This window comes from Collinsella sp. AM12-1 (assembly GCF_003472325.1).
Lineage (GTDB): Bacteria > Actinomycetota > Coriobacteriia > Coriobacteriales > Coriobacteriaceae > Collinsella.
Genome location: NZ_QRLS01000002.1, coordinates 36,564 through 61,264, shown reverse-complemented (window position 1 = coordinate 61,264; position 24,701 = coordinate 36,564). Strand labels below are relative to the sequence as shown.

Sequence of the window (24,701 nt, the reverse complement as noted above, 5' to 3'; positions counted from 1 at the left end):
GCACCTTGCTCGCTCTGGCGGGTTTTCGCTCATATGACCCAATCCGCTGTCAAGGGCCACAATGGCCCCGCCGACCGCTTGCAATCGGTCGGCGGGGCCTGCCGTTAAACCCGTCCCGGTCCGCCCCCGGCATGTCATCGACGCCTTCGGCTCAGTCTCATATCCGCGGATACCGCTCCGGCGGCCCGCAATCCTCTCCTTCGGCGGGGTTCCCCAAGTCTGTCGAGGCGCATGCGGAGGGCTCCGCGCGCACAGCGAAATAGGGGGTATCCCCGAAGGCCGCCCGGCTCGCCGGGGCGGGGGCTATGTCCATTCCGCGCCCTCCCGGCACATCGTGCCGAGGGCCCAGAGCCACCTCACGAGCTCGGCCGCGGTGGCCGCGTTGGCCTTCGCCTGGGGCATGCCGCGGGCGAGCATCTCCTCGCGGCGGCGCAGGAGCCGCTCGGATCCCTTCCTCCCGTGCATCCTTATCTCGAGGGGCACGCCGGAGCCCTTGGGCATCAGCTTCGGCTGGTGGCCGGCCTGGGCGTAGCACCAGGACCCCTCGACAGCCAGCTTCCTGACGAGCGCGTTGCCGGCCCCGCTGATCCCGCCGAGGCGCACGGAGTCCGCGCTCGACCTCTGCTTCGGGGCGAGGCCGAAGTAGGACGTCACCTGCCTGCCGGAGCGGAACCTCGAGAAGTCGCCGACCTCGGACGCGAAGGCGGCGGCGAGCGCGAACCCGCACCCCTTGATCGACTGGAGCGCCTCGACCTCGGCCGAGAGGGGGCCCGCCGCGACGGCGGCCCTGTATTCGGCGAGGAGGGCCCCCCTCGTCTCGTCGGCCGCCTCGACCTCGTTCCTCAGCGCCGCAAGCGCCCGGATGCCTCCGTCGTCGGCGGGGTGTATGCCGTCGAGCCACCTGAGGAAGCCGTACGTCCAGTACTTCCGGGGGTTGCCGGCCGGCGTCGTGCCGCCGTAGACATAGCCGCGGCGGGCTAGAAACGCCAGGAGCCGCTGCTTCGCCGCCGCGAGCCTCGCGGTCGCGGCGTCGTGGGCGGCGGCGAGGTCCCTGAGCCCCTCGATCTCGGGGGACGGCACCCATACCGGGGTGACGTCGTGCGACAGTATCGCCTTGGCCATCCTGGCCGCGTCGTTGCGGTCGTTCTTGGACGAGAGGTCGGCAGCCGACCTCGGGACCTTGGAGACGGCCGCGACGACGCAGTCGACGCCGAGCCCGGAGAGCTCCCTTTGCGGGGCGAAGCCGAGGTAGCCGCTCTCGTAGGCGGCGAGCGACGGGCCGGGGAAGCCCGACATCCACTCCGCGACCTCGCCCCAGGGGTTGCCGCGGAACCTCCTCGTCACGGCCTCGCCCGTCTCCGCGTCGAGCGCGCAGACGGTGGTGGACCTGAGGTGTACGTCCATTCCGAAGGCGGTAGAATATCTAGGCACGGGAGCCTCCCAACCTCGTTGCGGCGCGGCTGCGCCTCTGGCACTTCAACAACATTGTCGCAGCCCCGACCCGCGGTCACGAGCGGGGGCTCCTGTCGTTTCCGTGCCCCTGGATTGGGTCATAGTGTCTGGCATTGTCAAAACATCGGCGTTTCCGTTGCCGGTGCCGGCAGTTAGGCCGTCCCCAAGGGATCAAGGCGAGAAAATTTCTTAAAAAAGTTCTTGCCCTAAGCTGATTCGTCCGTATAATAAACTTCGTTGCTTGAGAGCACGCACCTATTCCTCGGTAGCTCAATGGTAGAGCACGCGGCTGTTAACCGCGCTGTTGTAGGTTCGAGTCCTACCCGGGGAGCCAGAATTTCTCAGCCCATTCCGCTGGGCTTTTAAATTCCTCGGTAGCTCAATGGTAGAGCACGCGGCTGTTAACCGCGCTGTTGTAGGTTCGAGTCCTACCCGGGGAGCCAGAATTTCTCAGCCCATTCCGCTGGGCTTTTAAATTCCTCGGTAGCTCAATGGTAGAGCACGCGGCTGTTAACCGCGCTGTTGTAGGTTCGAGTCCTACCCGGGGAGCCAGAATTTCTCAGCCCATTCCGCTGGGCTTTTAAATTCCTCGGTAGCTCAATGGTAGAGCACGCGGCTGTTAACCGCGCTGTTGTAGGTTCGAGTCCTACCCGGGGAGCCAGGTTGTAAAACCCGTCGCTTATGCGGCGGGTTTTTTCATGCCGCGACCACTTGACTCGAACGTTGCCATATCAACATTTCGTGTCGAGGATGTAATCCCGCGACCCACCACCTCAACATGGCGCGGTCGTTGTAGAATATTGCAATGATTGCTCCCACGACATGGTGCCGCGAGCACCAGATAAGGAGATTCTTGTGTCTGAGACCATTAACGGCAGCCTGAGCGTCTCGAACGACGTTATTGCCGATATTGCCGGTTATGCCGCGATGACGTGCTATGGCGTCGTCGGTATGGCTGAGCAGCTCCAAGGCGCCGAGAGCGTGCGCCTGCTTGCCGGTCAGCGCCTCCGCAAGGGCGTGCTTGTCTCCGCCGACGAGAACGGCCTTACGGTCGATCTTCACGTCGTGCTCGAGAACGGCGTCAACATGAAATCCGTCTGCCACAATCTTTCGAGCTCCGTTGCCTTCACCCTGCAGGAGATCGCCCAGATCGATCCCGCCAGCCTTAAGATCGGCATCCATATCGACGCGCTCAAGAGCCGTCTGAACTAGCATCCGAAAACGGAGATTTAAATACCCATGATTGCAAAGACCATTCGCACCTGTTTTCCGATCGCTGCGGCTGCCGTTTCCGACAAGGCCGAGGAGATCAACAAGCTCAACGTCTTTCCCGTGCCCGACGGTGACACCGGCACCAACATGTCGCTCACGCTCGCCTCGGTGACCAAGGAGCTTTCTGCCCTTCCCGCCGACGCCGACATGGAGGCCATCGCCGGCGCCATCACCCACGGCTCCCTGATGGGCGCCCGCGGCAACTCCGGCGTCATCACCTCGCAGATCTTGCGCGGCGTGGCCGAGGGCCTTGTCTCCGCCGACGAGCCCATTACGTCCGCCAACATCGCCTTCGCCTTCCGTCGTGCCGTCAAGGTTGCCTTCCAGGCCGTCCGTAAGCCCATCGAGGGTACGATCCTCACGGTGTTGCGCGATGTCTCGACCAAGGCCGACGAGTGCGAAAAGAAGAAGTTCTCGGCCGAGGACGCGCTCGACGCCATCGTCGTCGAGGCCTACCAGTCCGTCGCCCGCACGCCCGACCTGCTGCCCGTTCTGAAGGAGAACGGCGTGGTCGACTCCGGCGCCTTTGGCTTTGCTATTTTCCTTGAGAACTTTGTTGCCGCCGCTCTTGGCCGCAGCACCGTTGTCGAGGATTTCTCCGCCACGTTTGATTCCGCCTGCTCTGCCCGCGACGCGGCCCTTGGTCGTGTTGAGATCGAGGCCAACGACGACTGGGAGGGCTCGGAATTCCGCTACTGCAACGAGTTCCTCTTTAAGGCCGACGCTCCCTTTGACGAGGACGAGTGCCTCAAGTTCCTGGGTTCCATGGGCGACTGCGAGCTGCTCGTGGGTGCTTACCCCGATTACAAGATTCACGTGCACTCCAACACCCCCAACTTGGTGCTCGAGCACATGCTGCAGCTTGGTCAGATCTACGAAGTCTTTATCCATAACATGGAGATGGAGGCCCACGACCGTACTGCCAAGATCCACGAGGACCAGGAAAAGGCCGCCGAGCCCGCGAAGGCCCTGGGCTTTGTCGCCGTTGCCGCCGGTTCCGGCGAGGCAGACATCCTCAAGTCTCTCGGCGTTGACGTGATCGTCTCGGGTGGCCAGACCATGAACCCTTCGACTGCAGACCTGCTGGGCGCCGTCGACCAGGTCAACGCGACCTCGGTCATCATCCTGCCCAACAACGGCAACATCCGCATGGCCGCCGAGGCCGCTGCTTCAGCCTGCACCGACAAGAAGGTCGCCGTCGTTCCCACCAAGACCGTTCCGCAGGCCTTCTCCGCGCTGTTCGCGGTCCTACCCGATTCCGAGCTTGAGGATGCCGTCGCCGCTATGGTCGACGCCATCAGTGAGGTTCGCGATGGCGAGGTCACCCGTGCCGTGCGCGATTCCAGCGCCTCCGACGGCTCGCCGATTCACTCCGGTGACGTCATGGGTATCATTGCCGGCTCCATTGATGTGGTCGGCTCCGACGTGAAGCAGGTCACGCTCGATTGCATTAACCGTATGCAGGAGGAAGAGGAGGGCGACGCGCTGACGATTCTGGCAGGCGAGGAACTGTCCAATGAGGCCTTCCAGGAGATTGTCGATGCCATTGAGGAGGCTCAGCCCGATCTGGAGATTGACGCCCATCGTGGCGAGCAGCCGCTCTATCCCGTGATCTTCTCGATCGAGTAGGCAACTGCCCATGTCCGAACTGTGCTCCGTGCCGCGCGTCTCGGAGCGCTTTGCCCAGAGCAATGCGCTCGACGAGGATATCGCGCGACTCAAATATGTTTCGGGTAAACGTGAGGAGGCCCTTCGCCGTCTGGGAATTCGGACGGTGGGGGACCTCCTTCTCCATATCCCTCATCGATACCTGGACTTTACGCGCTCCTGGTCCATCGAGATGGCGCCCATCGGTACCGTGTGTACCATCATCGCCACGGTCGACCGTATCGTCCAAAAGCAGCCTCGTCCGCACATGCAGGTGACCGAGGTCTCACTCGTTGACGAGACGGGCGTGCTGCAGGTCGCCTTTTTCCGCCAGCCCTGGATTGCCCAGCAGCTTAAGCAGGGCGACCGCCTGGCCGTAATGGGTAAGGTCGAGTTTGCCTACGGCTTTAAGCAGATGGCCTCGCCGCACTTTGAAAAGCTTGAGGAAGGGCGCGCCGCGGGCACTATCCTGCCGGTCCATTACGTGAGTGACGGCGTGAGTCAGGCATGGATGCGCCGTATCGTAAGCGGCGCGCTCGAGGTCGTCGGCAATCCCTTTGATCCCATTCCGGCACGCTTACGCGTTAAACGTCGCCTGATGAGCCATGCCCGTGCCCTTCGATCGATCCACTTTCCCTCGAGCATGGCTGAGCGCGATATCGCGCGCGCACGCCTTGCCTACGAGGAGTGCCTCTACCTTCAGCTGGCGCTGCGCTTGCGCAACGACGGCGGCCTGGTCGATGTGGTGCCCTATGCCCACGCCGCGGGCGAGCACCTGGCCGCGCTTAAGCAGGCCCTGCCGTTTTCGCTGAGCGACGAGCAGGAGGCCGCGTTCCAAGATATCCTGCGCGATATGTGCGATGGCGGGCGCGTGATGAACCGCCTGCTGCTGGGCGATGTCGGTACCGGCAAGACCGCTGTTGCCGCCTGCGCGCTGGCTGTGGCTGCCGATAGCGGCACGCAGGCCTGCGTTATGGCGCCCACGGGCGTGCTGGCGCGTCAATATGCCGATAAGACCGGCCCCTTGCTCTCGCAGGCTGGCATGACCTGGGCGCTCCTGACGGGCGCCACGCCGGCGGCCGAGCGCGAGCGGATCCATGCCCAGCTGGAATCGGGCGAGCTCGATGTCCTCTTTGGCACCCACGCGGTGCTTTCGGATAACGTGGCGTTTAAGCATCTGTCGCTCGTGGTCATCGATGAGCAGCACCGGTTTGGCGTCGGCCAACGCAACGCCCTGCGTGCGAAGGGCCCTGGTGCCGATCTACTCGTTATGACGGCAACGCCCATCCCACGTACGCTGGCGCTTTCGGTCTACGGCGATCTGGACACGAGCATCATCCGCCATCGGCCCGTCCCTGGCGCTGGCGTGATGACACGCGTGCTTACCGAGTCGAGCCGCGACCTTGCCTATGGCGCCATCCGCGAGGCGCATGAAAAGGGTCAGCAGGCCTACGTGATTTGCCCGCTCGTGGAGCCGAGTGACTCGGTCGATGAGCTTGAGGACGTGCCCGGTATCGCCCGCGACGACGAGGGCCGCGTGACGGTCCCCGTGCCGCTGCACGATACGGCGACCGAGCTCGATCGCCTGCGTCTGGCGTTGCCGGGTCTTGCCATCGAGCGCCTTCACGGCCGTATGCCAGCGGGGGAGAAGGACCAGGTTATCGATGCCTTCAAGCGCGGCGAGATCGACGTGCTCGTCTCGACTACGGTGGTCGAGGTGGGCGTCGACGTGCCCAACGCCACCGTCATGGTCATCGAGAACGGTGAGCGCTTTGGCTTGGCGGCCCTGCACCAGCTGCGCGGCCGCGTGGGCCGCGGCAGCGTGTCGGGCACCTGCCTGGTCATGACGCACTCCAAGGGCAACGGCGGCGCTTCGGCGGCGCAAGAGCGTCTCCAGTCGCTCGAAAAGACCTCGGACGGCTTTACGCTCGCCCAGATGGACCTTCGTCTGCGCCACGAGGGCGAAATCCTGGGGTACCGCCAGCATGGCGGTGTGACTCTGCGCTTTGTCGACCTGGATGCCGACGAGGAGCTGATCGAGTGGGCCCATTTGGACGCGGTCGAGCTCTTGCGGTATGCTTGCAACCTTGACTCCGTGGCGACGCGCCCCCTGCGCGATGCGGTCGCCATGCGATATCGACACATTTTTAAGGAGGTCAGCGGAGGATGAGAATCATCGGCGGCGAATGGCGCGGTCGTAAGATCGAGGAGCCCCGTGGTCGCGATGTCACCCGCCCCACGACCGATCGCGTGCGCGAGGCATGCGCATCTATGGTCATGTCGGCATTCGACTTCGATCTGGACGAGGTCCGCGTGCTGGACGCTTTTGGCGGCTCCGGTGCCTTAGGGTTAGAGATGCTCTCACGTGGTGCCCGCTCACTCACGACGTTCGAGATCGATCGGAATGCCGCGCGGCTCATTACCAAGAATATCGAGTCGCTCTGCCGTGACCGTGCGCGTTGGCGCGTGGTAACGGGCGACATGCTGGCGAGCGCCTCGCGCGGTCGTGTGCCGGGCGGCCCCTTTGATCTGGTCCTGCTCGACCCGCCCTATGCTTTTGGTGCCGAGCCGGTCGAGATACTGCTGCAGAACCTGGCTCAGCAGGGTCTGCTTGCACCTGGCGCTTATGCCCTGTTTGAGCATGCCGCCGCCGATGCGGGCGCGCATCCGGCAGGCTTTGAGATCGTGCGCGAGAAGCGCTACGGCATTACCTCGGTCGACCTGCTTCGTTGGGTCGGCGATGACGATAGTGAGGAAGATTGCGCCGGCACCGATGCTTACAACAACGATGCCATGACGGTTCAGGAGAACGCCCATGAGTGACACCATCAACCGCGTGATCGTCCCGGGCACCTTCGATCCCATCACGTTTGGCCATATCGACGTCATCCGCCGCGCCCGCCGCATCTTTCCCAGCGTGATCGTCGCTGTCGCCGAGTCGCAGGGTAAAAACGGTGTGGGCACCACGTTTATGCTCGATGAGCGCGTGGCGCTGGCTCGCGAGGCGCTCGGTGATATCGACGGCGTCGAGGTCCTGCCCTTTACCGGCCTCTTGGTCGACTTCGCTCGCGAGCAGGGGGCGGGGGCCGTGGTCAAGGGCCTGCGCGCCATGACCGACTTTGAGTACGAGCTGCAGCAGGCAGACCTCAACTATCGCTTGGATAACGAGTTGGAGTCCATCTTTGTCATGAGTGCGCCGCAGTACGGCTATATCTCGAGTTCGGTCGTTCGCCAGATCGCCTCGCTCGGCAGCGATGTATCGACGTTTGTCCCGCCCAACGTGGTCGAAGCGCTCAGACACCGCTTTTCGTGACGTTTTTTATTGCCTGGTGGCATGTGGTAAACTAGCACGATGATATGTTACCTATGAAAGGAGACTGGATGCCGGGCGAGAATTTTCCTGGCGATAGGATCGTCAGCTTGGTCGATGAGCTCGAAGGGCTGATCGAGGAAGCCAAGCCGCCTTTCGGCAAGAACGCTCAGTTCAAGGTCATCGACGCCGACGTGTTCTTCAACATCCTCGACGAGATCCGCATGAGCTATCCCGAGGAGTGGCAGAAGTCCCGCCGTATCCTTAAGGAGCGCGAGGAGCTTATGGCTTCCGCCGCCGCTCAGGCCGATTCCATCATCGCCGACGCTCAGCAGCAGGCCCTCACCATTGCCGGTGAGCAGGAGATCGTCCGCTTGGCACAGCAGCAGGCCGACGACATCCGCGATCGTGCCCAGCAGTACGAGCGCGAGACGCGTTATGCTGCCGAGGACTACGCAGAGCAGGTCTTTACGCACCTGGAGGAGAACCTCAAGAGCCTGACCGGCACCGTTACCCGTTGCCGTCAGCAGCTCAACGAGGGTGCCGCCCAACAGAATGGTCAGTGGTAATGGCTGAGTTCCCGAGCGTTACCGTCGATCTTTCTGAGCAGCTCGAGTTTCCTGGTGATTCGTATCCGCTGACCGGCAAGGTCGATGTTGCCACCTACACGGTGGGCGAGAAGGAGTACCAGCTACAGGACGGCATCGACTACGACGTTGTCTTTACCAATGCCGGTACCGGTGTCTTGCTCACGGGCATGGTCCGCGCGCACGCCACCGGCGAGTGCGACCGTTGCCTGGAGCCCGCCTCGTTTGATATCGCCGGCGAGATCGAGGAGTTCTACCTCTTCGAGGAGCCCGAGGATCCCGAGGCCTACGAGGACGGCTACGAGCTCCTGGGTGAGGACCGCATCGTCGATCTGGGTGAGCCCATCAACGACGCGGTCGTCATGGACACGCCGTTTGTCGTTCTGTGCAAGCCCGATTGCCGCGGCCTGTGCCCCACTTGCGGTTGCAATCTCAACGTCGAGCAATGCGATTGCGCCGCCCAGGCAGAGGCAGAATGGGCCGCTGCCACGGAAAATCCATTTGCAGCATTGAAGAATCTCAAGCTCGACGAGTAAAACTGTGGTAGTATCGCTACTTGCGCGTAATCGCCACACTGGATAGTTCATAAGGAAGGTCACTATGCCCGTACCTAAACAAAAGCAGGGTCGTATCCGCACTCACACCCGTCGTTCCGCCAACATGAAGATCTCGGCTGCGGCTCAGTCCACGTGCCCCCGTTGCGGCGCTGTCAAGCTTCCGCACCACGTGTGCCCCAGCTGCGGTTTCTACAAGGACCGCGAGGTTATCGTTACCGAGTAACGGTATACTCTGGATGCGATGCCGTTCCAAATGGAACCACAATGGCCGGCTCAATGAGTCGGCCATTTTTGTATAAGGAGTATGTATATGAGTAACGTTCGCGTTTGTGTAGACGTTGTGGGCGGAGACGAGAAACCTCAGGTTGTTCTCGATGGTATCGAGGCTGCGCTTGCCGCCGATCCCGATATCGAGGTCCTGGCAGTCGGTCCCGCCGAAATCGTCAATCCCTTTGCCGCGGCCCATGCGCGTGTGGAGGCTCTGGAAGCCCCTGACATTATCGCCATGGATGACGATCCCATTCGCGCCGTGATGACCAAGCGCAAGTCCTCGATCGTGCTTGCCTGCCGCGCCATCAAAAAGGGCAACGCGGACGCGTTTTTCTCCGCCGGCTCCACCGGCGCCATGACCGCTGCCGCGACCGCCTACGTCACACCGTTTAGATATATGGCCGAAGGCAAGAAGCAGCCGGTGCGCCCCTGTTTGACCAATGCGCTGCCCAATCGTGCCGGCGGCCTGACGGTGCTGTGCGACATGGGCGCCAACCCCGATGTCGAGGTGGACGACATGGTGCGTTTTGCCCAGATGGGTAGCGCTTATGCCCGCGTTGTCCTGGGCATCGAGCATCCTCGCGTGGGCTTGCTTGCCAATGGCACCGAGGACGAGAAGGGCTCCAACTTTACCAAGGCGTGCTTCCCGGCCATGAAAGCCGCCGTTCCCGGCTTTGTGGGTAACTGCGAGGGAACGGACATCACCTCCGGTAACTTCGATGTCGTCGTTGCCGACGGCATGTCGGGCAACATCGCACTCAAGGCCACCGAGGGCGCTGCCAAGTTTTTGCTGCAGGAACTCAAGGGTGCCTTTATGTCTTCGCTCGGCACCAAGATTGCCGCGCTGCTCATCAAAAAGCAGATGCGCGAGATTAAAGCCAAGCTCTCTGGCGACGCCAAGGGCGGCGCGATTCTTTTGGGCCTGCGCGGCGTGGTCCTGATCGGCCATGGCGCCACCTCGGTCGAGGCTGTTAAAAACGGTACGCTCGCGGCGGCCGAAGCCGTGCGCGCCGGGCTGGTCGAGAACGTCGCCAACTCTATGGACGGTATCGTTTTATAACAGCGGCGTTATGCGTCTCGGGGCGTGCGTCGTGGGGTAGAATCAGAACCGTGTCTTGGTACCGCCCGGGCGGTACCATTCTTTTGGTATTCATGCACTATGAGAGGAAGCGCTATGGACCGCTCCGAAATCTTCGACAAGATCGCCGAGGTCGCTGCTGACGTTCTGGGCGTCGATGTTGCCGAAATTAGCGATGAGACCACCTTTGACGATCTCGATGCCAACTCGCTCGAGCGCCTGCAGCTGGTTACGGCTATCGAGGACGAGTTTAACCTCGAGATCGATGACGAGACTCTGCTCTCGCTCAACTCTGTCGCCGACGCCGTCGACGCCATCGAAAACGCCAGGGAGGCCTAGGTCTTGGCTTTGTCTGAACGACTTACGCGCGCCCAGGAAATTCTGGGCCACGAGTTCAATAATAAGGTGCTGCTGCGCGCGGCCCTTACGCATCCCTCGGCAGTCGAGGGCCAGCCGGTTTCTGCCAGCTATGAGCGCCTTGAGTTCTTGGGCGATTCCATTTTGGGCGCCGTGGTCGCACGCTCCCTGTTTGAGTCCTATCCGGAGTTTGACGAGGGCAAGCTCACACGCCTGAAGGTATCGCTTGTCTCGGGCGCTACGCTGTCCGAGGTTTCTCACGAGCTGGGCATCGACGACATCATCATCTTTGGTGCCTCCGAGACCGGTACCGGTGCGCGCGGCCTGCATTCGGCGCTCGAGAACGTCTACGAGTCGCTCGTGGGCGCACTGTACCTGGATGCCGGCTGGGATGCCGCAGCGGAGTTTATCCATCGTACGCTTAAACCGCATTTGGCTTCCGAGCGTGCCGAGCATCCTGCAAACCCCAAGTCGTTTTTGCAGGAGTGCGTGCAAGCCGACGGTCATGAACCCCCGGCGTATAAGCTCGTTGGCTCCGAGGGCCCGGCGCATGCGCCCACCTTCACCGCCGTGGTTTTGATCGATGGTATTCGCCAGGGTCGCGGCTCCGGCTCCTCAAAGAAGGAAGCCGAGGGAGCCGCCGCGCTCGAAGCGCTCGACCGCATGGGTTACACCACCAACGGCGTGATTCTCAACAAGAAGCACGTGTAAGCGAGGAACCGTGTATCTCAAGTCCCTCACGCTCAAAGGGTTCAAGTCGTTTGCCGATCGCGCCCATATGACGTTTGAGCCGGGCCTGACCGTCATCGTCGGTCCCAACGGCTCGGGAAAATCGAACATCTCCGACTCCATCCTGTGGGTCCTGGGTGAGCAGAGCGCCAAGCAGCTGCGCGGCCAGGCCATGGAGGATGTCATCTTTTCGGGCTCGTCAGCGCGCAAGCCGGTGGGTGTCGCCGAGGTCACGCTGGTGCTCGATAATTCGGACCATATGCTGCCCGTCGATTTTGACGAGGTCGCCATCACCCGTCGCATGTATCGCTCGGGCGAAAGCGAGTACCTCATCAACTCGAGTCCGTGCCGCCTGATGGACATTCAGGACATCCTGCACGATTCGGGCCTGGGCAAGGATACGCATTCCATCATCAGCCAGGGCAAGCTCGACGCCATTTTGCAGAGCCGCCCCGAGGAGCGCCGCGCTCTCATCGAGGAGGCCGCCGGCATCTCCAAGCACAAGCGCCGCAAGGAGCGTGCGCTCAAAAAGATTAAGTCGATGGACGAGCATCTGACGCGTGCTCGCGACATCAATAAGGAAATCGCCCGTCAGCTGCGACCGCTGGAGCGTCAGGTCGATCGCGCGCGCAAGTACAAAGAGCTGTCCTCGCGCGCGAACGAGCTTACGCAGATGCTGGCCGTCGACGAGCTGCGTTCGCTGCAGTCGCAGTGGAACGACCTGGAGAGCCGCTCCAAAGAGGGCGCGGCCGAGCTGGAGCTTGCGCAGTACCGCTTGGGCGAAAAGGAGCGCGAGCTCGAGAAGCTTCAGGTCATGCTCGAGGAAAAGGGCCTGTTTGTGGGCGACCTGGGTGAGCAGCGCCGTCATATGCAAGATGTGGTCGGCCGCATTAACTCCGACATGCGCCTGCTCGAAGAAAAGGGCCACAACATGGTGTCGCGCCTGTCTGACATGCGCGGGCAGATTTCGAGCTCCGAGCATCAGCGACGTCGCGTGGTCGAGGAGCTCGAGGACTCGCGTGCGCAGCTTGAGGAAGTGACCGGTGCGCACATGCAGGCCCAGGAGGACGTTGACGCCGCTGGTCCTGCCGCCGCCGAGCTCCATGAGCGGCGCGTGGCGCTCGACAATCAGATTTCGCAGCTTACGCGTGAGCAACGCGATGTGCAGCGCGTAGCCGATAACGCCGCGCTCGAGCTCGCCAAGGTGAAGGATTCCTTGAGCAACGCCGAGGTCGAGGACAACATGTATGCCTCGCGCCTGGAGCAGATCGATGAACAGCTCGAGGAGGTCACGGCCTCGCTCGAGAGCCGTCGCGACCGCGCCGAGGAGCTTGAGGGCGCTCTTGAGGAAGCGCGCCAGGCTCAGGTCGATGCGCGTGAGGCCACCGAGACCGCACGCGCGGCCCTGAAGGACCTGCGTGCCCGCGAGAGCGAGGCGCGCAACAAGTTATCCGAGGTGCGCTCGGAGCTTGCCAGCCAAAAGAAACTCGATGCCCGCATGGCCGACAGCTCACCGCTCGTGAGCCGTCTGGTGGGTGCGCTGGGCGATGACGTAACGGGTCGCCTGGGCGATGTGCTCGAAGCCCCGCGCGAGCTTGAGGGCCTAGCTGAGCAATTGCTCGCCGGCGATATCGATGCGCTGCTGTTTGATGATACGTCCTCGCTTGAGCGTGCCGGTCGTGCCGCTCTGGACCAGAAGAAGGCCTCGGGTGAGGCGCTGCTGGTGGCGCGCGGCGTGAGCGGCTCTGCTGCCGCCGAGGGCGCTGCCGGTTCGCGTCTGGTCGATCGCCTTTCCGTGCGTGCCGGTTATGGCCCGATTGTCGAGGCGCTGCTCGGCGGCTATTACGTAGTGGACGATCTTGCTGCCGCGCTGTCGGCGCCTGTCGTTGACGGTGTGACCTACGTGACTCCCGATGGCGCCCGCGTAAGCTGTGGCGGCCTGGTGCGTGTGGGGCTCGATGCCGGCGAGGCCTCGGGTGCTCTGGAGCGCAAGCGTCGCATTCGCGAGCTGGAGGGCCTGGAGCCCGATCTGACTGCCGTGTTTGAGCATGTGTCGGATCAGGTCGTCGAGGCCAATGCGGCCGTTGAGGAAGCGCGTGCCGCTGAGGGCGATGCCGCCGGCGAGATCGCCCGTCTTGAGGGCGAGCGTCGCTCCCTGTTGTCCGAGATCGGCCGTCTGGAGCAAAGCGCCAACAATGGCGAAGTCGAGCGCGTGCGTATTTCCAAGCGCCGCGAGCAGGCTGCCGAGGCCGTTCGTGCCGCACGCCCGCGCGTGGATGAACTTACCCGTTCGCGTGACGAGGCCCGTGCGCAGGCGAGCGACTTAGGCTTGCAGATTGCCGAGGCCAATGACGAGCTCGACCGCGTGCGCCGTGACGATTCCGAGGCCGCCGGTAAGCTCGCCGACGCTAAGGTACGCCTGGCTCAGACGAGCGAGCGCCTGCGTTCGCTGAAGGGCCGCGTGCCCGATCTTGAGCATCGTCTGGAGGGTATCGACCGTCGTATCCGCGGGACGCGTCAAGCCTCGCGCTCGCTCGAGCTGCTGCGCCTTCGCGTCGATCCCATGCACGAGCGCTATTCCGCCCTGTTGGAGCGCGCCTCGGACTGGGCTGCGCGCCTGCGCGATCAGGCAACGCTTGAGGAGGCGGACTCGGCTTCGCTTAAGAAGACCATCGAGGACGCCAAGACCGAGGTCGCCCGCGCCAAAGAGCGGGTCGATGTTGCCGCCACAGCGCAAAATGAGTTCAAGGTGGCGCGCGGCAAGCTCGAGGTGCAGGTCGAGGCTGCCATCAAGGCCATCACCGCCGATGGCACCACGGTGCTTGAGGAAGCGCTCATGCTGCCGGCGCCCACCGATCGCGACGCCGCCGAGCGCGAGCTTAATCAACTCGCGCGCCAGATCAACAACCTGGGCCCCGTGAACCAGGTTGCCATGGAGGAGTACGAGCAGCTCAAGCGCCGCGCCGATTACATCGAGGAGCAGCTGACCGATCTTGAGAGCGCGCGCAAGGCGCTCACCAAGATCACCGTGGCCATCGACCGCAAGATGCGTAAAGCCTTCCTGGTGACGTTTGAGAAGGTTGATGCGAATTTCCGCGAGATCTTCGCCATGCTCTTCCCGGGCGGCCAGGCACATTTGGAGATGACCGACCCCGAGCATCCGGCCGAGACGGGCATTGAGGTCGTGGCGCAGCCGCGCGGCAAGCGCATCACCAAGATGATGCTCATGTCGGGCGGCGAGAAGAGCCTGACGGCGCTCGCCCTGCTCTTTGCCGTATACCGTACGCGCACGGTGCCGTTCTATGTGCTGGACGAGGTCGAGGCGGCGCTCGACGACGCCAACCTGTCCAAGCTCATCGGCGCCCTCGATGTGCTGCGTTCCGATACGCAGCTCTTGGTAATCTCGCATCAGCGCCGTACTATGGAGGATGCTGACGTTCTCTACGGCGTCTCGATGCAAGCCGACGGTGTCAGTCGCGTCGTCTCGCAAAAACTCGATTGCGAAACCGGAAAGGTCGTGAATGCATAATGGGATTTTTTGACGCACTCTCGCGCGGACTTGAGCGCAGCCGCGAGGCCCTCAACGAGGTCTTCTACTTTGGCGGCGAGGTCGACGAGGATTTTTGGGAGGACCTTGAGGACACCCTCGTTATGGGTGACATGGGTGCCGAGGTCGCCATTCAGGTCTCCGATAACCTGCGCGACGCCGCTGCCAAGAAGAACCTCAAGACCGCCCCGCAGCTTCGCCGCGCCCTGGCCGAGCAGCTCGAGGGCCATTTTGTGCCTGTTGAGCGCGATCCGTTTTCCGACACGCCGAGCTGCGTGCTGTTTGTCGGCATCAACGGTGCCGGCAAGACCACGACGGTCGGTAAGATCGCGAGCGCCATGGCCGCCCGCGGCAAGAACGTGGTGATCGGTTCGGCCGACACCTTCCGCGCCGCCGCCATCGAGCAGCTCGATGTGTGGGGCCAGCGTGCCGGCGTGCCCGTCATCAAGCGTGACCGCGGCTCCGATCCGGCGAGCGTGTGCTATGACGTGCTCGACGAGGCCGATAAGCGCGGCAGCGACCTGGTGCTCATTGATACCGCCGGTCGTCTGCACACGAGCCCCGAGCTCATGCGCGAGCTTGCCAAGGTGGTCAATGTGACCCGTAAGCGCGCCGCCAATATGGCCGCCGGTCCCATGCCCGTTTCGGTCGTGCTTGTGATCGATGCCGCCACTGGCCAGAACGGTCTGAACCAGGCGCTCGAGTTTAACGAGGCGCTGGGCCTGGACGGTATTATCATGACTAAGCTCGACGGTACGGCTAAGGGCGGTATCGCCATGGCCGTGGCCGAGAAGCTCAAGCTCCCGATTCTGCGCATCGGCGTGGGCGAGCAGGTCGATGACCTGCAGGAGTTTAATGCAAAAGATTTCTGCCGCGCCCTGGTGGGCGAGTCCAATTAAGGAGTGACTAGTGTTTGATTCCCTGAGCGATCGCCTCAACGACACATTTGACCGCCTGCGCGGCAAGGGTAAGCTGACCGAGGCCGATATTACTTCGGCCATGCGCGACATTCGCATGGCGCTGCTCGAGGCCGACGTCAACTTCAAGGTCGTCAAGGAGTTCGTCGCCAAGACCAAAGAGCGCTGTATGACCGCCGAGGTCATGGAGTCGCTCTCGCCGGCGCAAAACGTCGTTAAGATCGTGCTCGACGAGCTCACCGAGATGCTCGGCTCCACCGAGAGCAAGCTCGTCTTTAGTAACCGCATTCCCAATGTCATCATGCTCGTGGGCCTGCAGGGCTCCGGTAAGACCACGGCTGCCGTAAAGCTTGCCTACCTGCTCAAGAAGCAGGGCCGCTCGCCGCTGCTCGCCGCGTGCGACGTCTATCGTCCCGCTGCTGCCGACCAGCTGGCCACGCTCGGTGGCGAGATTGGCGTGCCGGTCTTCCGCGGTGACGGCGCGCACCCGGTCGACATTGCCAAGGGTGCCATCCAGGAGGCCGTCGACCACCTGCGTGACGTGGTCATCGTCGATACCGCCGGTCGTCTGCAGATCGACGAGCAGATGATGCAGGAGGCCGTCGACATCAAGAAGGCCGTCAAGCCCGACCAGGTGCTGATGGTCGTCGACGCCATGACCGGCCAGGATATCGTCAACGTTGTCTCGACGTTTGCCGAGCGCACCGATTTTGACGGCGTTATCATCTCCAAGCTCGACGGCGATGCCCGCGGCGGCGGTGCGCTTTCCGTGCGCCAGGTGACCGGCAAGCCCATCAAGTTCGTGAGCATGGGCGAGAAGCCCGATTCGCTGGAGCCGTTCTACCCCGACCGCATGGCCAAGCGCATCTTGGGCATGGGTGATGTTGTCGGCATTATCGAGAAGGCCCAGGAGGCCGCCGATGCCGAGCAGCTCGAGGCCGCCGAGCGCATGCTGCGCGAGGGCTTTACCATGAACGACATGCTCGACCAGATGAAGGCCGTCAAGAAGATGGGCGGCATGAAGGGCATTCTGGGCATGCTCCCCGGTGGCCAGCGTGCACTCAACCAGATGGGCGGCAACCTGGACGAGGGCATCTTCGATAAGAACGAGGCCATCATCATGTCGATGACCAAGGAGGAGCGCCTGCGTCCCTCCATCATCAACGGTCAGCGTCGCGCGCGTATTGCCAAGGGCGCCGGCGTAACCCCCACCGAGGTCAACAGCCTTATGAAGCAGTGGGGCGAGATGAATAAGATGATGGGCCGCATGCGCACGATGGCCAATCAGGCACAGGCCGGCGGCAAGAAGGGCAAAAAGGGCAAGAAGGGCAAAAAGATGCGCATGCCCAATATCCCTGGGCTGGACGCTATGGGTCTGGGCGGCATGGGCGGCCTGGGTACGGGCGGTCCCAAGTCCGATATGGAGCTGCTGCGCCAGATGGAAGCGCAGATGCGTAATAAGAAATAGAGCTGTAATTCCAGCTTGATATGGCAAAGGCCACTCGGATGCTACCGGGTAGCCTTTGTTGTTGGCTTTGATTGTTGGGTTGCGTTCGGCTTCGCGCCCCGAGCTCGCGGTGCCGTGCCGTTAGTGGCAGCCGCAGCCCTCGTGGCCTTCGTGGTCGTGGTGGCCGTGGCAGCCGCAGGACCCGCCATGCTCATGGGTGTGCTCGTGGTCGTGGCTGTGGCAGCTGCACGTGGCCTCGCCGTTCTGTGCGAGCGTGCCGGCGATAAGGGCCTCGACGCAAGCGTCGCAGCTGCCCTGGGCACCTGCGTATACCGTGATGCCGGCTTGAGCAAGCGCGTTGATAGCGCCTCCGCCGATGCCGCCGCAGATGAGCGTGTCCACGCCGCCGTTGGCGAGCAGGCCCGCAAGTGCGCCGTGGCCGGTGCCGCCGGTGCCCACGACCTGCTCGTTGAGTACTTTGCCGTCCTGAATGTCGTAGATCTTGAACTGCTCGCTGCGGCCAAAGTGCATAAAGATCTTGCCGTTGTCATACGTGGTTGCCACCCTCATGGTGCCGACCTCCTTTGCTGGCCATGCGGCCGTTGTCGTGGTGATGGGGGAGTATGCGATGTTACCGCCTTCGATGACGATCGCCCGTCCGTTGACCAGCGCGTTTGCCACCTTGCGATGCGCGCGGCTGCAGATTGCCGCCACCGTGGCGCGGGCAATGCCCATCTGCTGTGCGACTGCCTCTTGGTTAAGGCCTTCCAGGTCGCACAGGCGCAGTACCTCGAGTTCGTCAATCGTCATGTCGATGGCGTCTCCGCTCGCCAGGCCATCGGGGGTAAAACCGCGATATTCGGGGATGATCCCAACGCGACGCAGTTTCTCGCGTCTTCCGGCCATACGCACTCCTTATCTGACATATGTCAACAATAGAATAACGAACGTGCAGATTTACGCAAGGGATTTCTGGCATATGTCAGAAAACGAGGGCTTATGTTTGGGCTGTGGGGCCGCGTGCGCCTGGGCTACAATGAATCTCGCTTGTAGGCGACTGACAGGAGGGTCAATGAGCAAAGCTGATCAACAGTTTGTAACCATGTGCCGCGATATCTTGGACCATGGCACCACGACCGAGGGCCAAAAGGTCCGCCCGGTGTGGGAGGATGGCACCCCTGCCTATACCATTAAAAACTTTGGTGTCACGGCACGCTATGACCTGCGTGAGGAGTTTCCGGCGCTTACTCTGCGTCGTACGGCCCTCAAATCTGCCATGGATGAGATCCTATGGATCTATCAAAAGAAGTCCAATAACGTGCATGACCTCAACAGCCATATTTGGGATGAGTGGGCCGACGAGACTGGCTCCATCGGCAAGGCCTACGGGTATCAGATTGGGCAGAAGAGCCATTATGCCGAGGGTGACTTCGATCAGATGGATCGCGTGCTGTACGACCTTAAGAACACGCCGTACAGCCGCCGCATTATGACGAATACCTACGTGTTTAGCGACCTGTCCGAGATGCACCTGTATCCGTGCGCCTACAGCGTGACGTATAACGTGACGCAGCGCCCGCAGGATGATAAACCGACGCTCAACATGATTCTCAACCAGCGCAGCCAGGACATTTTGGCTGCGAACAACTGGAATGTGTGCCAGTACGCCATCTTGCTGATGATGGTCGCGCAGTCGGTCGATATGATTCCCGGCGAGTTGCTGCATGTGATTGCCGATGCCCACATTTACGACCGTCATGTCGATATCGTCCGCGAGCTTATCGAGCGTCCGCAGTTTGCCGCGCCTAAGGTAACGCTTAACCCCGATGTGCATGACTTCTATGCGTTTACGACCGACGACCTGATTGTCGAGGGCTATGAGCACGGCCCGCAGGTCAAGAACATCCCCATTGCGGTGTAGGTGACGTGCATGACGTGTAAGCTTTCTGCCATTGTCGCCGTGTGCGATGGCTGGGGTATTGGGTGCGAGGGCGACATGGTGGTGTCCAACCGTGCCGACATGCGTCATTTTGTGGCGTGCACCAAAGGTTGCCCGGTTATTATGGGGCGCAAGACCCTGCTGAGTTTTCCCGGCGCACGGCCGCTCAAGAATCGTCGCAATATCGTGCTCACGCGCGACGAGGATTTTTCGCCCGAAGGTGTCGACGCGGTGCATAGTATCGGCGAGGCGCTCGCCGCGGTTGCCGATGAGCCCGTTGCCTGGGTGATCGGCGGCGGCGATGTCTATCGGCAGTTTTTGCCGTACTGCGTGGAGGCCGAGGTCACGCATAACCACTGCGTCCATCCCGTGGACACGTACTTTCCCGACTTGGACGCCGATTCCGCGTGGGAAGTTGCGCGGCGCGAAGGGGTTGCCACGATTGCCGCGGGCGAGGGTGACGAAGGCCTCGATTATGAGTTCGTGACGTATCGTCGCGTTGAGGCGTAAATCTCCTATTTGCCCACGGTATTATCGGGTTGGAATGATTGAGGGGCGGCGCTTGGCGTCGCCTCGTTTGATATAGATGCTGCTGTAAGAAGGGTGCGGGCTGGCTACTATGACTGATGCCGTTGAGGTGCTGCGAATCGATTCGCTCGAGGACGAGCGGCTCGATGCCTATGTGCGACTGACCGAGCGTGAGCTGCGCTGCGTACTGGAGCCGCAGAAGGGCATCTTTATCGCCGAGAGCGCCAAGGTCATCGAGCGTGCGGTGCGTGCCGGATACGAGCCGGTGAGCTTTCTTTTGGGTGAACGCTGGCTCGACCAGATGATGCCGCTGTTTGAGCGCTTGGTTGTGCGCGAGGGAGCGGGTCCGGTCCCGGTGTTCGTGGCCTCGATGGAGCTCATGGAGCAGTTGACGGGCTTTAACGTGACGCGCGGTGCGCTCGCGGCGTTTCGTCGCCCGCGTCAGATTCCGGTCGATGAGTTCTTGGGTGGCGTTGTCGAGGCGGCGGGGGAGCGCCCTGTGCGCGTGTGCGTGCTCGAGGGCATTGTCGACCACACGAACGTGGGCGCGATTTTCCGCTCGGCTGCCGCGCTCAATGTCGACGGCATTCTGGTGAGCCCTACGTGCTGCGACCCGCTGTATCGTCGCTCGGCCCGCGTGAGCATGGGCACCGTGTTTCAAGTGCCGTGGACGCGTATTGGCAGTGAGGCTCGCGTGTGGCCACATGATGGCCTGGCCGCGCTTCATGATGCCGGTTTTTCGTGTGCCGCTATGGCGTTGACGGATGATTCCGTTTCGCTGGACGATCCTGTGCTGCAGAAGATTGATCGCTTGGCGATTTTTATGGGTACCGAGGGTGCCGGCTTGGGCGCCAAGACCATTGCCGGCTGCGACCGAGCCGTGCGCATTCCGATGGCGCACGGGGTCGATTCGCTCAACGTGGCCGCGGCGAGCGCCGTCGCCTTTTGGCAGCTGTGCCCGCACGTGAGCAACGAGTACCACTACCAGCCGGGTTTGTATCACTAGGCAGATATTCCGCACCGCGCTCTGATTCGGGGTGTTTCGGTCGCCGCCAGTCGGTGCTAAGCTAGTTTTGGCTTTGGTTTTAAATTGCTGTTTTGTCGGTTGACGTGCGCTTTTGGGGAGGGCGTGTGGCTAAGAAATCTACGTCTATCGATGTAACGCAAGGTGTCATTTGGCAGCAATTGCTGTCGCTGTGCGTTCCCATCTTTTTTAGTTCGTTTTTTCAGCAGGCTTACACGCTTATCGGCACCTATATCGTCGGTCAGTTTGGCGGCAAGCTTGCGCTTGGCGGCATTCAAGCCACGATGGTGCTCACCGAGCTCTGCATTGGTTTTTGCGTTGGCGTTGGCGCCGGTTGTGCCGTTATCACGGGTCAGTTTTTTGGCCAGCACGATAGCGAGCGTCTGAGCCGTTCGGTCCATACAGCCATGACGCTTGCTTTGGTGGGCGGCATCGTCGTTTCCATTCTTGGCATGGTTTTTGTCGAGCCCATGCTGGTGTTGATGAATACGCCGCACGAGCTACTTGCCGAGGGCGTTGCCTATGCTCGCTGTTATTTTGCCGCGATGGTTGCGGCACTGCTGCTTAATATGGGAACCGCACTGCTGCGTGCCGTGGGGGATACGCGCGGTCCCGCTGTGATCATTGCCTCTGGCTGCCTTGTTAACGTGGTGCTGGATATCATCTTTGTTGCTGTGTTGCATATGGAGGCGCTGGGCTGCGGCATCGCGGTAGCGCTGACCATTTGCTCCAATGCAACGATGATCGTGTTGCGCATGATGCGCGCTCCGGGTGCATGGCGTCTTTCGCTGTCTAAGCTCGGCATCGATCGCGGTATTTGTAAGAGTATGATCTCGTGCGGTCTGCCACTCGGTTTTCAATCGGCTGCCTATTCGATCTCGAACGTGCTGATCCAGATGTCGGTCAACTCGTTTGGTGCCGATGTCACCACGGCATGGGGTCTATCTGGGCGCCTGGATGGCATTATCTGGATGGTGACCGAGGCGCTCGGCGTATCGATCACTACGTTCTCGGCGCAGAACTTTGGCGCGCGTAATTACGAGCGCATGCGCAAGGGCTACCACACGTCGCTCGTGCTTTCGTTTGCGCTGATCGGTGGCCTCTCTGCCGTGCTGATGGTGTTCTCGGGCCCGTTGTCGCGTCTGTTTGTCGACGATGCTTCGATTTCGGCGTACACCACGACGATTCTTCATTTCATCGCGCCGTTCTACGCGATCTTCTCGATTATCGAAAATGCGTCGGGCTCCATTCGCGGCGCCGGCGTGAGCTTGCAGCCCATGCTGCTCACGATTTTTGGCACCGTCGTGCTCAGGGTGATCTGGGTGTTTGCGATTATGCCGTTCGATCCGTCGCTTGAGCACCTGCTGCTGGTTTACCCCGTAACCTGGCTCATCACGGCCACGATGTTTACCATCTACCACCACAGCGGCAACTGGCTCGGCCGCGCCACCGCCTAATGATCCGTTTTCCTCCGTCCCCTTCGGATCATTTAGTATTCGATGCCTTGGCGGGCTAGGAGGCCTTCGTCGAAGTAGTGTTTGACGGGGCGCATTTCGGTTACTAGGTCGGCAAGGTCGGCGAGGGGCAGCAATCCGCGGCCGGTGAGCACGAGCTCCGTGATGGTCGGTTTCATCGCGATCAACGCTTCGGCATCTTCACGCGTCACAAAGCCCCGTCGCATGGCTTCTCCCAGCTCATCCAAGATCAGCACGTCGACCTGGCCAATCTGCTCCCGCGCCAGCTCCATGATCTGTGTGGCACAGGCTTCGGGCGTGTCGCGGTCGGCCTGTACGATGCGTAGCTCCAATCGAGGTGCTGCGTCATGTTCGGCGCAGTGCAGCTTCTTGGCAAACTGCAGCATGAGTACGTCGAGCCCATATCCCGTGGCGCGCATCGCCAGTCCCAGCGCGGCCGTGGTTTTACCCTTGCCGTCGCCCGTATAGATCTGAACCTTGCCGACTTCGAGTGATGCCATCTCTATCCTTTCGTGCCCGGCGTCGGTTTATCGCCGGCCGGGTTGGGTATTCTAGTTAGCATTATCAACCCCAGTAGATGGAGTTCAAGCAGATGGAGATGGATGACAATAAACGTAGACGGAATATGATCCTCTACGTGCTCATCGCCTTCGTCGTCTACCTCGTGCTCTCGACCGTTCTGTTCCCTAACATCGGTCACACGCAGCAGATTACGAAGACCGATTACTCGACGTTTGTCAAAGCGCTCGATAAGAAGAGTGTCGACAAGGTCGAGTACAACACGGACGATTACTCGATTTATTACACCAAGAAGGGCGAGGACGAGAACATCGCCTATAAGACGACCGGTGTGCCGAACGATGCGGGCTTTACCGATCGCGTGCTTGAGTCTGGCGCTTCGCTGGAGTCGGTCGTTCCCGATAAAAACTCGGGTTTGATGACCTACTACTTGCTCACGCTCGTTCTTCCCATGGCGATTTTCTTCCTCATCGGTTGGTGGCTCAACCGCCGTATGAAGAAGGCCATGGGCGATGACGGTCCGTCGATGAACTTTGGCGGCGGCGGTTTTGGCGGCGGTGGACTGGGTAAGTCCGGCGCGCGCGTGATTGCTTCCAAGGACGTGGGCGTGACCTTTAAGGATGTCGCCGGTCAGGAAGAGGCCAAGGAGTCTCTCAAGGAGGTCGTCGACTTTTTGGAGAAACCGCAGCGCTACGAGGAAATCGGCGCCAAACTGCCGCGCGGCGCTCTTCTTGTTGGCCCTCCGGGTACCGGTAAGACCCTGCTTGCCAAGGCTGTTGCCGGCGAGGCCGGTGTTCCGTTCTTTAGCATTTCAGGCTCTGAGTTCGTTGAGATGTTTGTTGGTCGCGGCGCTGCTAAGGTTCGTGACCTGTTTAAGCAGGCCAAGGAAAAGGCCCCGTGTATCGTCTTTATCGATGAGATCGATACCATCGGTAAGAAGCGCGATGGCGGCGGCTTTAGCGGCAACGACGAGCGCGAGCAGACGCTCAATCAGTTGCTGACCGAGATGGATGGCTTCGATAACCACAAGGGTATCGTTGTCCTTGCCGCAACCAACCGCCCCGACAGTCTCGATCCCGCTCTACTGCGCCCCGGCCGCTTTGACCGCCGCATTCCCGTTGAGCTGCCCGACCTGACCGGCCGCAAGAACATCCTCGAGCTGCACGCCAAGAGCGTGAAGACCCAGCCCCCGATCGATCTGACCGCGATTGCCCGCGCCACGCCCGGAGCCTCGGGCGCCGACCTGGCCAATATCATCAACGAGGGCGCCCTGCGCGCCGTTCGCGAGGGTCGCAAGCGTGCAACCCAGGACGACTTCGAGGAGTCGGTGGAGGTCGTCATTGCCGGCCAACAGCGTAAGTCCACGGTGCTTTCCGACCATGAGAAGCAGGTTGTTTCCTATCACGAGATCGGCCATGCCATCGTCGCTGCCCGCCAAAAGGGTTCCGCGCCGGTCACCAAGATCACCATCGTGCCGCGCACGAGCGGTGCTCTTGGCTATACCATGCAGGTTGAGGAGGACGAGCGCTTCCTGACGACACGTCAGGAGGTCTTGGACAAGCTTGCCGTTTACTGCGGCGGCCGTGCTGCCGAGGAGCTCATCTTTGGCGAGATGACGACCGGTGCCGCCAACGATATCGAGCAGGCCACCAAGCTCGCCCGCAATATGGTGACACGCTTTGGTATGTCCGACGAGTTTGGCATGATGGCACTCGGTACCGTGCAGAATGCGTACCTCAACCAGGATACGTCGCTCACCTGCGCCCCCGGTACGGCCGAGCGCGTGGACGCAATTGTCGCCAAGCTGATCGAGGATGCGCACGACCGCGCCCTGCAGATCCTGAAGGAGAACAAGTTTAAGCTCCATGAGCTGGCTCGTTATCTGTACAAGAAGGAGACGATCACGGGCGAGGAGTTTATGAATCTCCTCACGCGCGAGAATCCGCTGATGCCTAAGCAGCAGTAGCGTTGCATTCGGGTCAGTAAATATCGACGCCCCATTTGAGTGCCTATCTCAAATGGGGCGTTTTGCTTGGGAGGGGTATG

The 24,701-nt window shown here is 61.5% G+C and carries 22 protein-coding genes and 4 tRNA genes; 23 read left to right on the top strand and 3 right to left on the bottom strand.

From position 1 onward, the window contains the following. Positions 1–303: 303 nt before the first annotated feature. Positions 304–1,431, bottom strand: a complete 1,128-nt coding sequence (locus tag DW136_RS01710; RefSeq protein ID WP_147351629.1) for an IS110 family transposase — start codon at positions 1,429–1,431, stop codon at positions 304–306. A gap of 280 nt (positions 1,432–1,711) precedes the next feature. Here DW136_RS01710 and DW136_RS01705 point away from each other — a divergent pair. The 18 genes from DW136_RS01705 to ffh all read left to right on the top strand — a co-directional run bounded on the left by DW136_RS01705 (position 1,712) and on the right by ffh (position 17,191). Next, positions 1,712–1,786: transfer RNA gene (locus tag DW136_RS01705), tRNA-Asn, on the top strand. Between the two features lie 34 nt (positions 1,787–1,820). Continuing rightward, positions 1,821–1,895: transfer RNA gene (locus DW136_RS01700), tRNA-Asn, on the top strand. 34 nt (positions 1,896–1,929) lie between these two features. Next, positions 1,930–2,004, top strand: a tRNA-Asn gene (locus tag DW136_RS01695). Positions 2,005–2,038: 34 nt separating this feature from the next. Continuing rightward, positions 2,039–2,113 (top strand) — tRNA-Asn (locus tag DW136_RS01690). A gap of 161 nt (positions 2,114–2,274) precedes the next feature. Next, on the top strand, positions 2,275–2,664 hold the full coding sequence (locus tag DW136_RS01685) for an Asp23/Gls24 family envelope stress response protein (RefSeq protein WP_187361832.1): 390 nt from the start codon (positions 2,275–2,277) through the stop codon (positions 2,662–2,664). 27 nt (positions 2,665–2,691) lie between these two features. Then, on the top strand, positions 2,692–4,353 hold the full coding sequence (locus DW136_RS01680; protein ID WP_117564154.1) for a DAK2 domain-containing protein: 1,662 nt from the start codon (positions 2,692–2,694) through the stop codon (positions 4,351–4,353). Between the two features lie 10 nt (positions 4,354–4,363). Further along, a complete protein-coding gene (gene recG / locus DW136_RS01675; RefSeq protein ID WP_118288952.1) occupies positions 4,364–6,541 on the top strand; it encodes an ATP-dependent DNA helicase RecG in 2,178 nt (725 codons plus the stop codon). Next, positions 6,538–7,194: a 16S rRNA (guanine(966)-N(2))-methyltransferase RsmD gene (gene rsmD, locus DW136_RS01670; RefSeq protein WP_117716043.1), complete on the top strand. Its 657-nt coding sequence runs from the start codon at positions 6,538–6,540 to the stop codon at positions 7,192–7,194. Before recG ends, rsmD begins: the two co-directional genes overlap by 4 nt. Continuing rightward, complete coding sequence (gene coaD / locus DW136_RS01665) at positions 7,187–7,684, top strand: pantetheine-phosphate adenylyltransferase (RefSeq protein WP_117716044.1); 498 nt, start codon at positions 7,187–7,189, stop codon at positions 7,682–7,684. Before rsmD ends, coaD begins: the two co-directional genes overlap by 8 nt. Before the next feature lie 68 nt (positions 7,685–7,752). Further along, positions 7,753–8,250, top strand: a complete 498-nt coding sequence (locus DW136_RS01660) for an ATPase (RefSeq protein WP_040358176.1) — start codon at positions 7,753–7,755, stop codon at positions 8,248–8,250. Continuing rightward, on the top strand, positions 8,250–8,804 hold the full coding sequence (locus DW136_RS01655; protein WP_055309521.1) for a DUF177 domain-containing protein: 555 nt from the start codon (positions 8,250–8,252) through the stop codon (positions 8,802–8,804). Before DW136_RS01660 ends, DW136_RS01655 begins: the two co-directional genes overlap by 1 nt. A 64-nt stretch (positions 8,805–8,868) precedes the next feature. Further along, positions 8,869–9,048 carry a 50S ribosomal protein L32 gene (gene rpmF, locus DW136_RS01650; RefSeq protein ID WP_022094017.1) on the top strand — a complete coding sequence of 60 codons (180 nt, stop codon included), beginning with the start codon at positions 8,869–8,871 and terminating at the stop codon, positions 9,046–9,048. Between the two features lie 87 nt (positions 9,049–9,135). Continuing rightward, positions 9,136–10,155, top strand: a complete 1,020-nt coding sequence (gene plsX, locus DW136_RS01645; protein ID WP_117716045.1) for a phosphate acyltransferase PlsX — start codon at positions 9,136–9,138, stop codon at positions 10,153–10,155. 114 nt (positions 10,156–10,269) lie between these two features. Further along, on the top strand, positions 10,270–10,512 hold the full coding sequence (locus DW136_RS01640) for an acyl carrier protein (protein WP_055309519.1): 243 nt from the start codon (positions 10,270–10,272) through the stop codon (positions 10,510–10,512). A 3-nt stretch (positions 10,513–10,515) separates the two neighbouring features. Beyond that, on the top strand, positions 10,516–11,241 hold the full coding sequence (gene rnc, locus DW136_RS01635; protein WP_117716046.1) for a ribonuclease III: 726 nt from the start codon (positions 10,516–10,518) through the stop codon (positions 11,239–11,241). Between the two features lie 10 nt (positions 11,242–11,251). Beyond that, positions 11,252–14,788: a chromosome segregation protein SMC gene (gene smc / locus DW136_RS01630; protein WP_118288951.1), complete on the top strand. Its 3,537-nt coding sequence runs from the start codon at positions 11,252–11,254 to the stop codon at positions 14,786–14,788. Further along, positions 14,788–15,705, top strand: a complete 918-nt coding sequence (ftsY, locus tag DW136_RS01625; RefSeq protein ID WP_117716048.1) for a signal recognition particle-docking protein FtsY — start codon at positions 14,788–14,790, stop codon at positions 15,703–15,705. Before smc ends, ftsY begins: the two co-directional genes overlap by 1 nt. A 10-nt stretch (positions 15,706–15,715) precedes the next feature. Continuing rightward, entirely contained in the window at positions 15,716–17,191 is a 1,476-nt protein-coding gene (ffh, locus tag DW136_RS01620; RefSeq protein WP_117637757.1) for a signal recognition particle protein, read from the top strand. A gap of 120 nt (positions 17,192–17,311) precedes the next feature. Here the strand turns inward: ffh and DW136_RS01615 are convergent, their stop codons facing one another. After that, on the bottom strand, positions 17,312–18,076 hold the full coding sequence (locus DW136_RS01615; protein WP_118288950.1) for a NifB/NifX family molybdenum-iron cluster-binding protein: 765 nt from the start codon (positions 18,074–18,076) through the stop codon (positions 17,312–17,314). A 166-nt stretch (positions 18,077–18,242) separates the two neighbouring features. Here DW136_RS01615 and thyA point away from each other — a divergent pair, with 166 nt between their 5' ends. The 4 genes from thyA (at position 18,243) to DW136_RS01595 (ending at position 22,118) form a co-directional block, all read left to right on the top strand. Continuing rightward, positions 18,243–19,091: a thymidylate synthase gene (gene thyA / locus DW136_RS01610; protein ID WP_117629294.1), complete on the top strand. Its 849-nt coding sequence runs from the start codon at positions 18,243–18,245 to the stop codon at positions 19,089–19,091. Positions 19,092–19,100: 9 nt separating this feature from the next. Further along, positions 19,101–19,619, top strand: a complete 519-nt coding sequence (locus tag DW136_RS01605) for a dihydrofolate reductase (RefSeq protein ID WP_118288949.1) — start codon at positions 19,101–19,103, stop codon at positions 19,617–19,619. 109 nt (positions 19,620–19,728) lie between these two features. After that, positions 19,729–20,643, top strand: a complete 915-nt coding sequence (locus tag DW136_RS01600; protein WP_117629296.1) for an RNA methyltransferase — start codon at positions 19,729–19,731, stop codon at positions 20,641–20,643. Positions 20,644–20,768: 125 nt separating this feature from the next. Then, a complete protein-coding gene (locus tag DW136_RS01595; protein ID WP_117629297.1) occupies positions 20,769–22,118 on the top strand; it encodes an MATE family efflux transporter in 1,350 nt (449 codons plus the stop codon). A gap of 32 nt (positions 22,119–22,150) precedes the next feature. On the opposite strand, the gene DW136_RS01590 is transcribed toward DW136_RS01595, so the two are convergent. Then, positions 22,151–22,636 carry a cob(I)yrinic acid a,c-diamide adenosyltransferase gene (locus tag DW136_RS01590; protein WP_118288948.1) on the bottom strand — a complete coding sequence of 162 codons (486 nt, stop codon included), beginning with the start codon at positions 22,634–22,636 and terminating at the stop codon, positions 22,151–22,153. Positions 22,637–22,728: 92 nt separating this feature from the next. Here DW136_RS01590 and ftsH point away from each other — a divergent pair, with 92 nt between their 5' ends. Next, positions 22,729–24,621, top strand: a complete 1,893-nt coding sequence (gene ftsH, locus DW136_RS01585) for an ATP-dependent zinc metalloprotease FtsH (protein WP_199580131.1) — start codon at positions 22,729–22,731, stop codon at positions 24,619–24,621. The last annotated feature ends 80 nt before the right edge of the window (positions 24,622–24,701 follow it).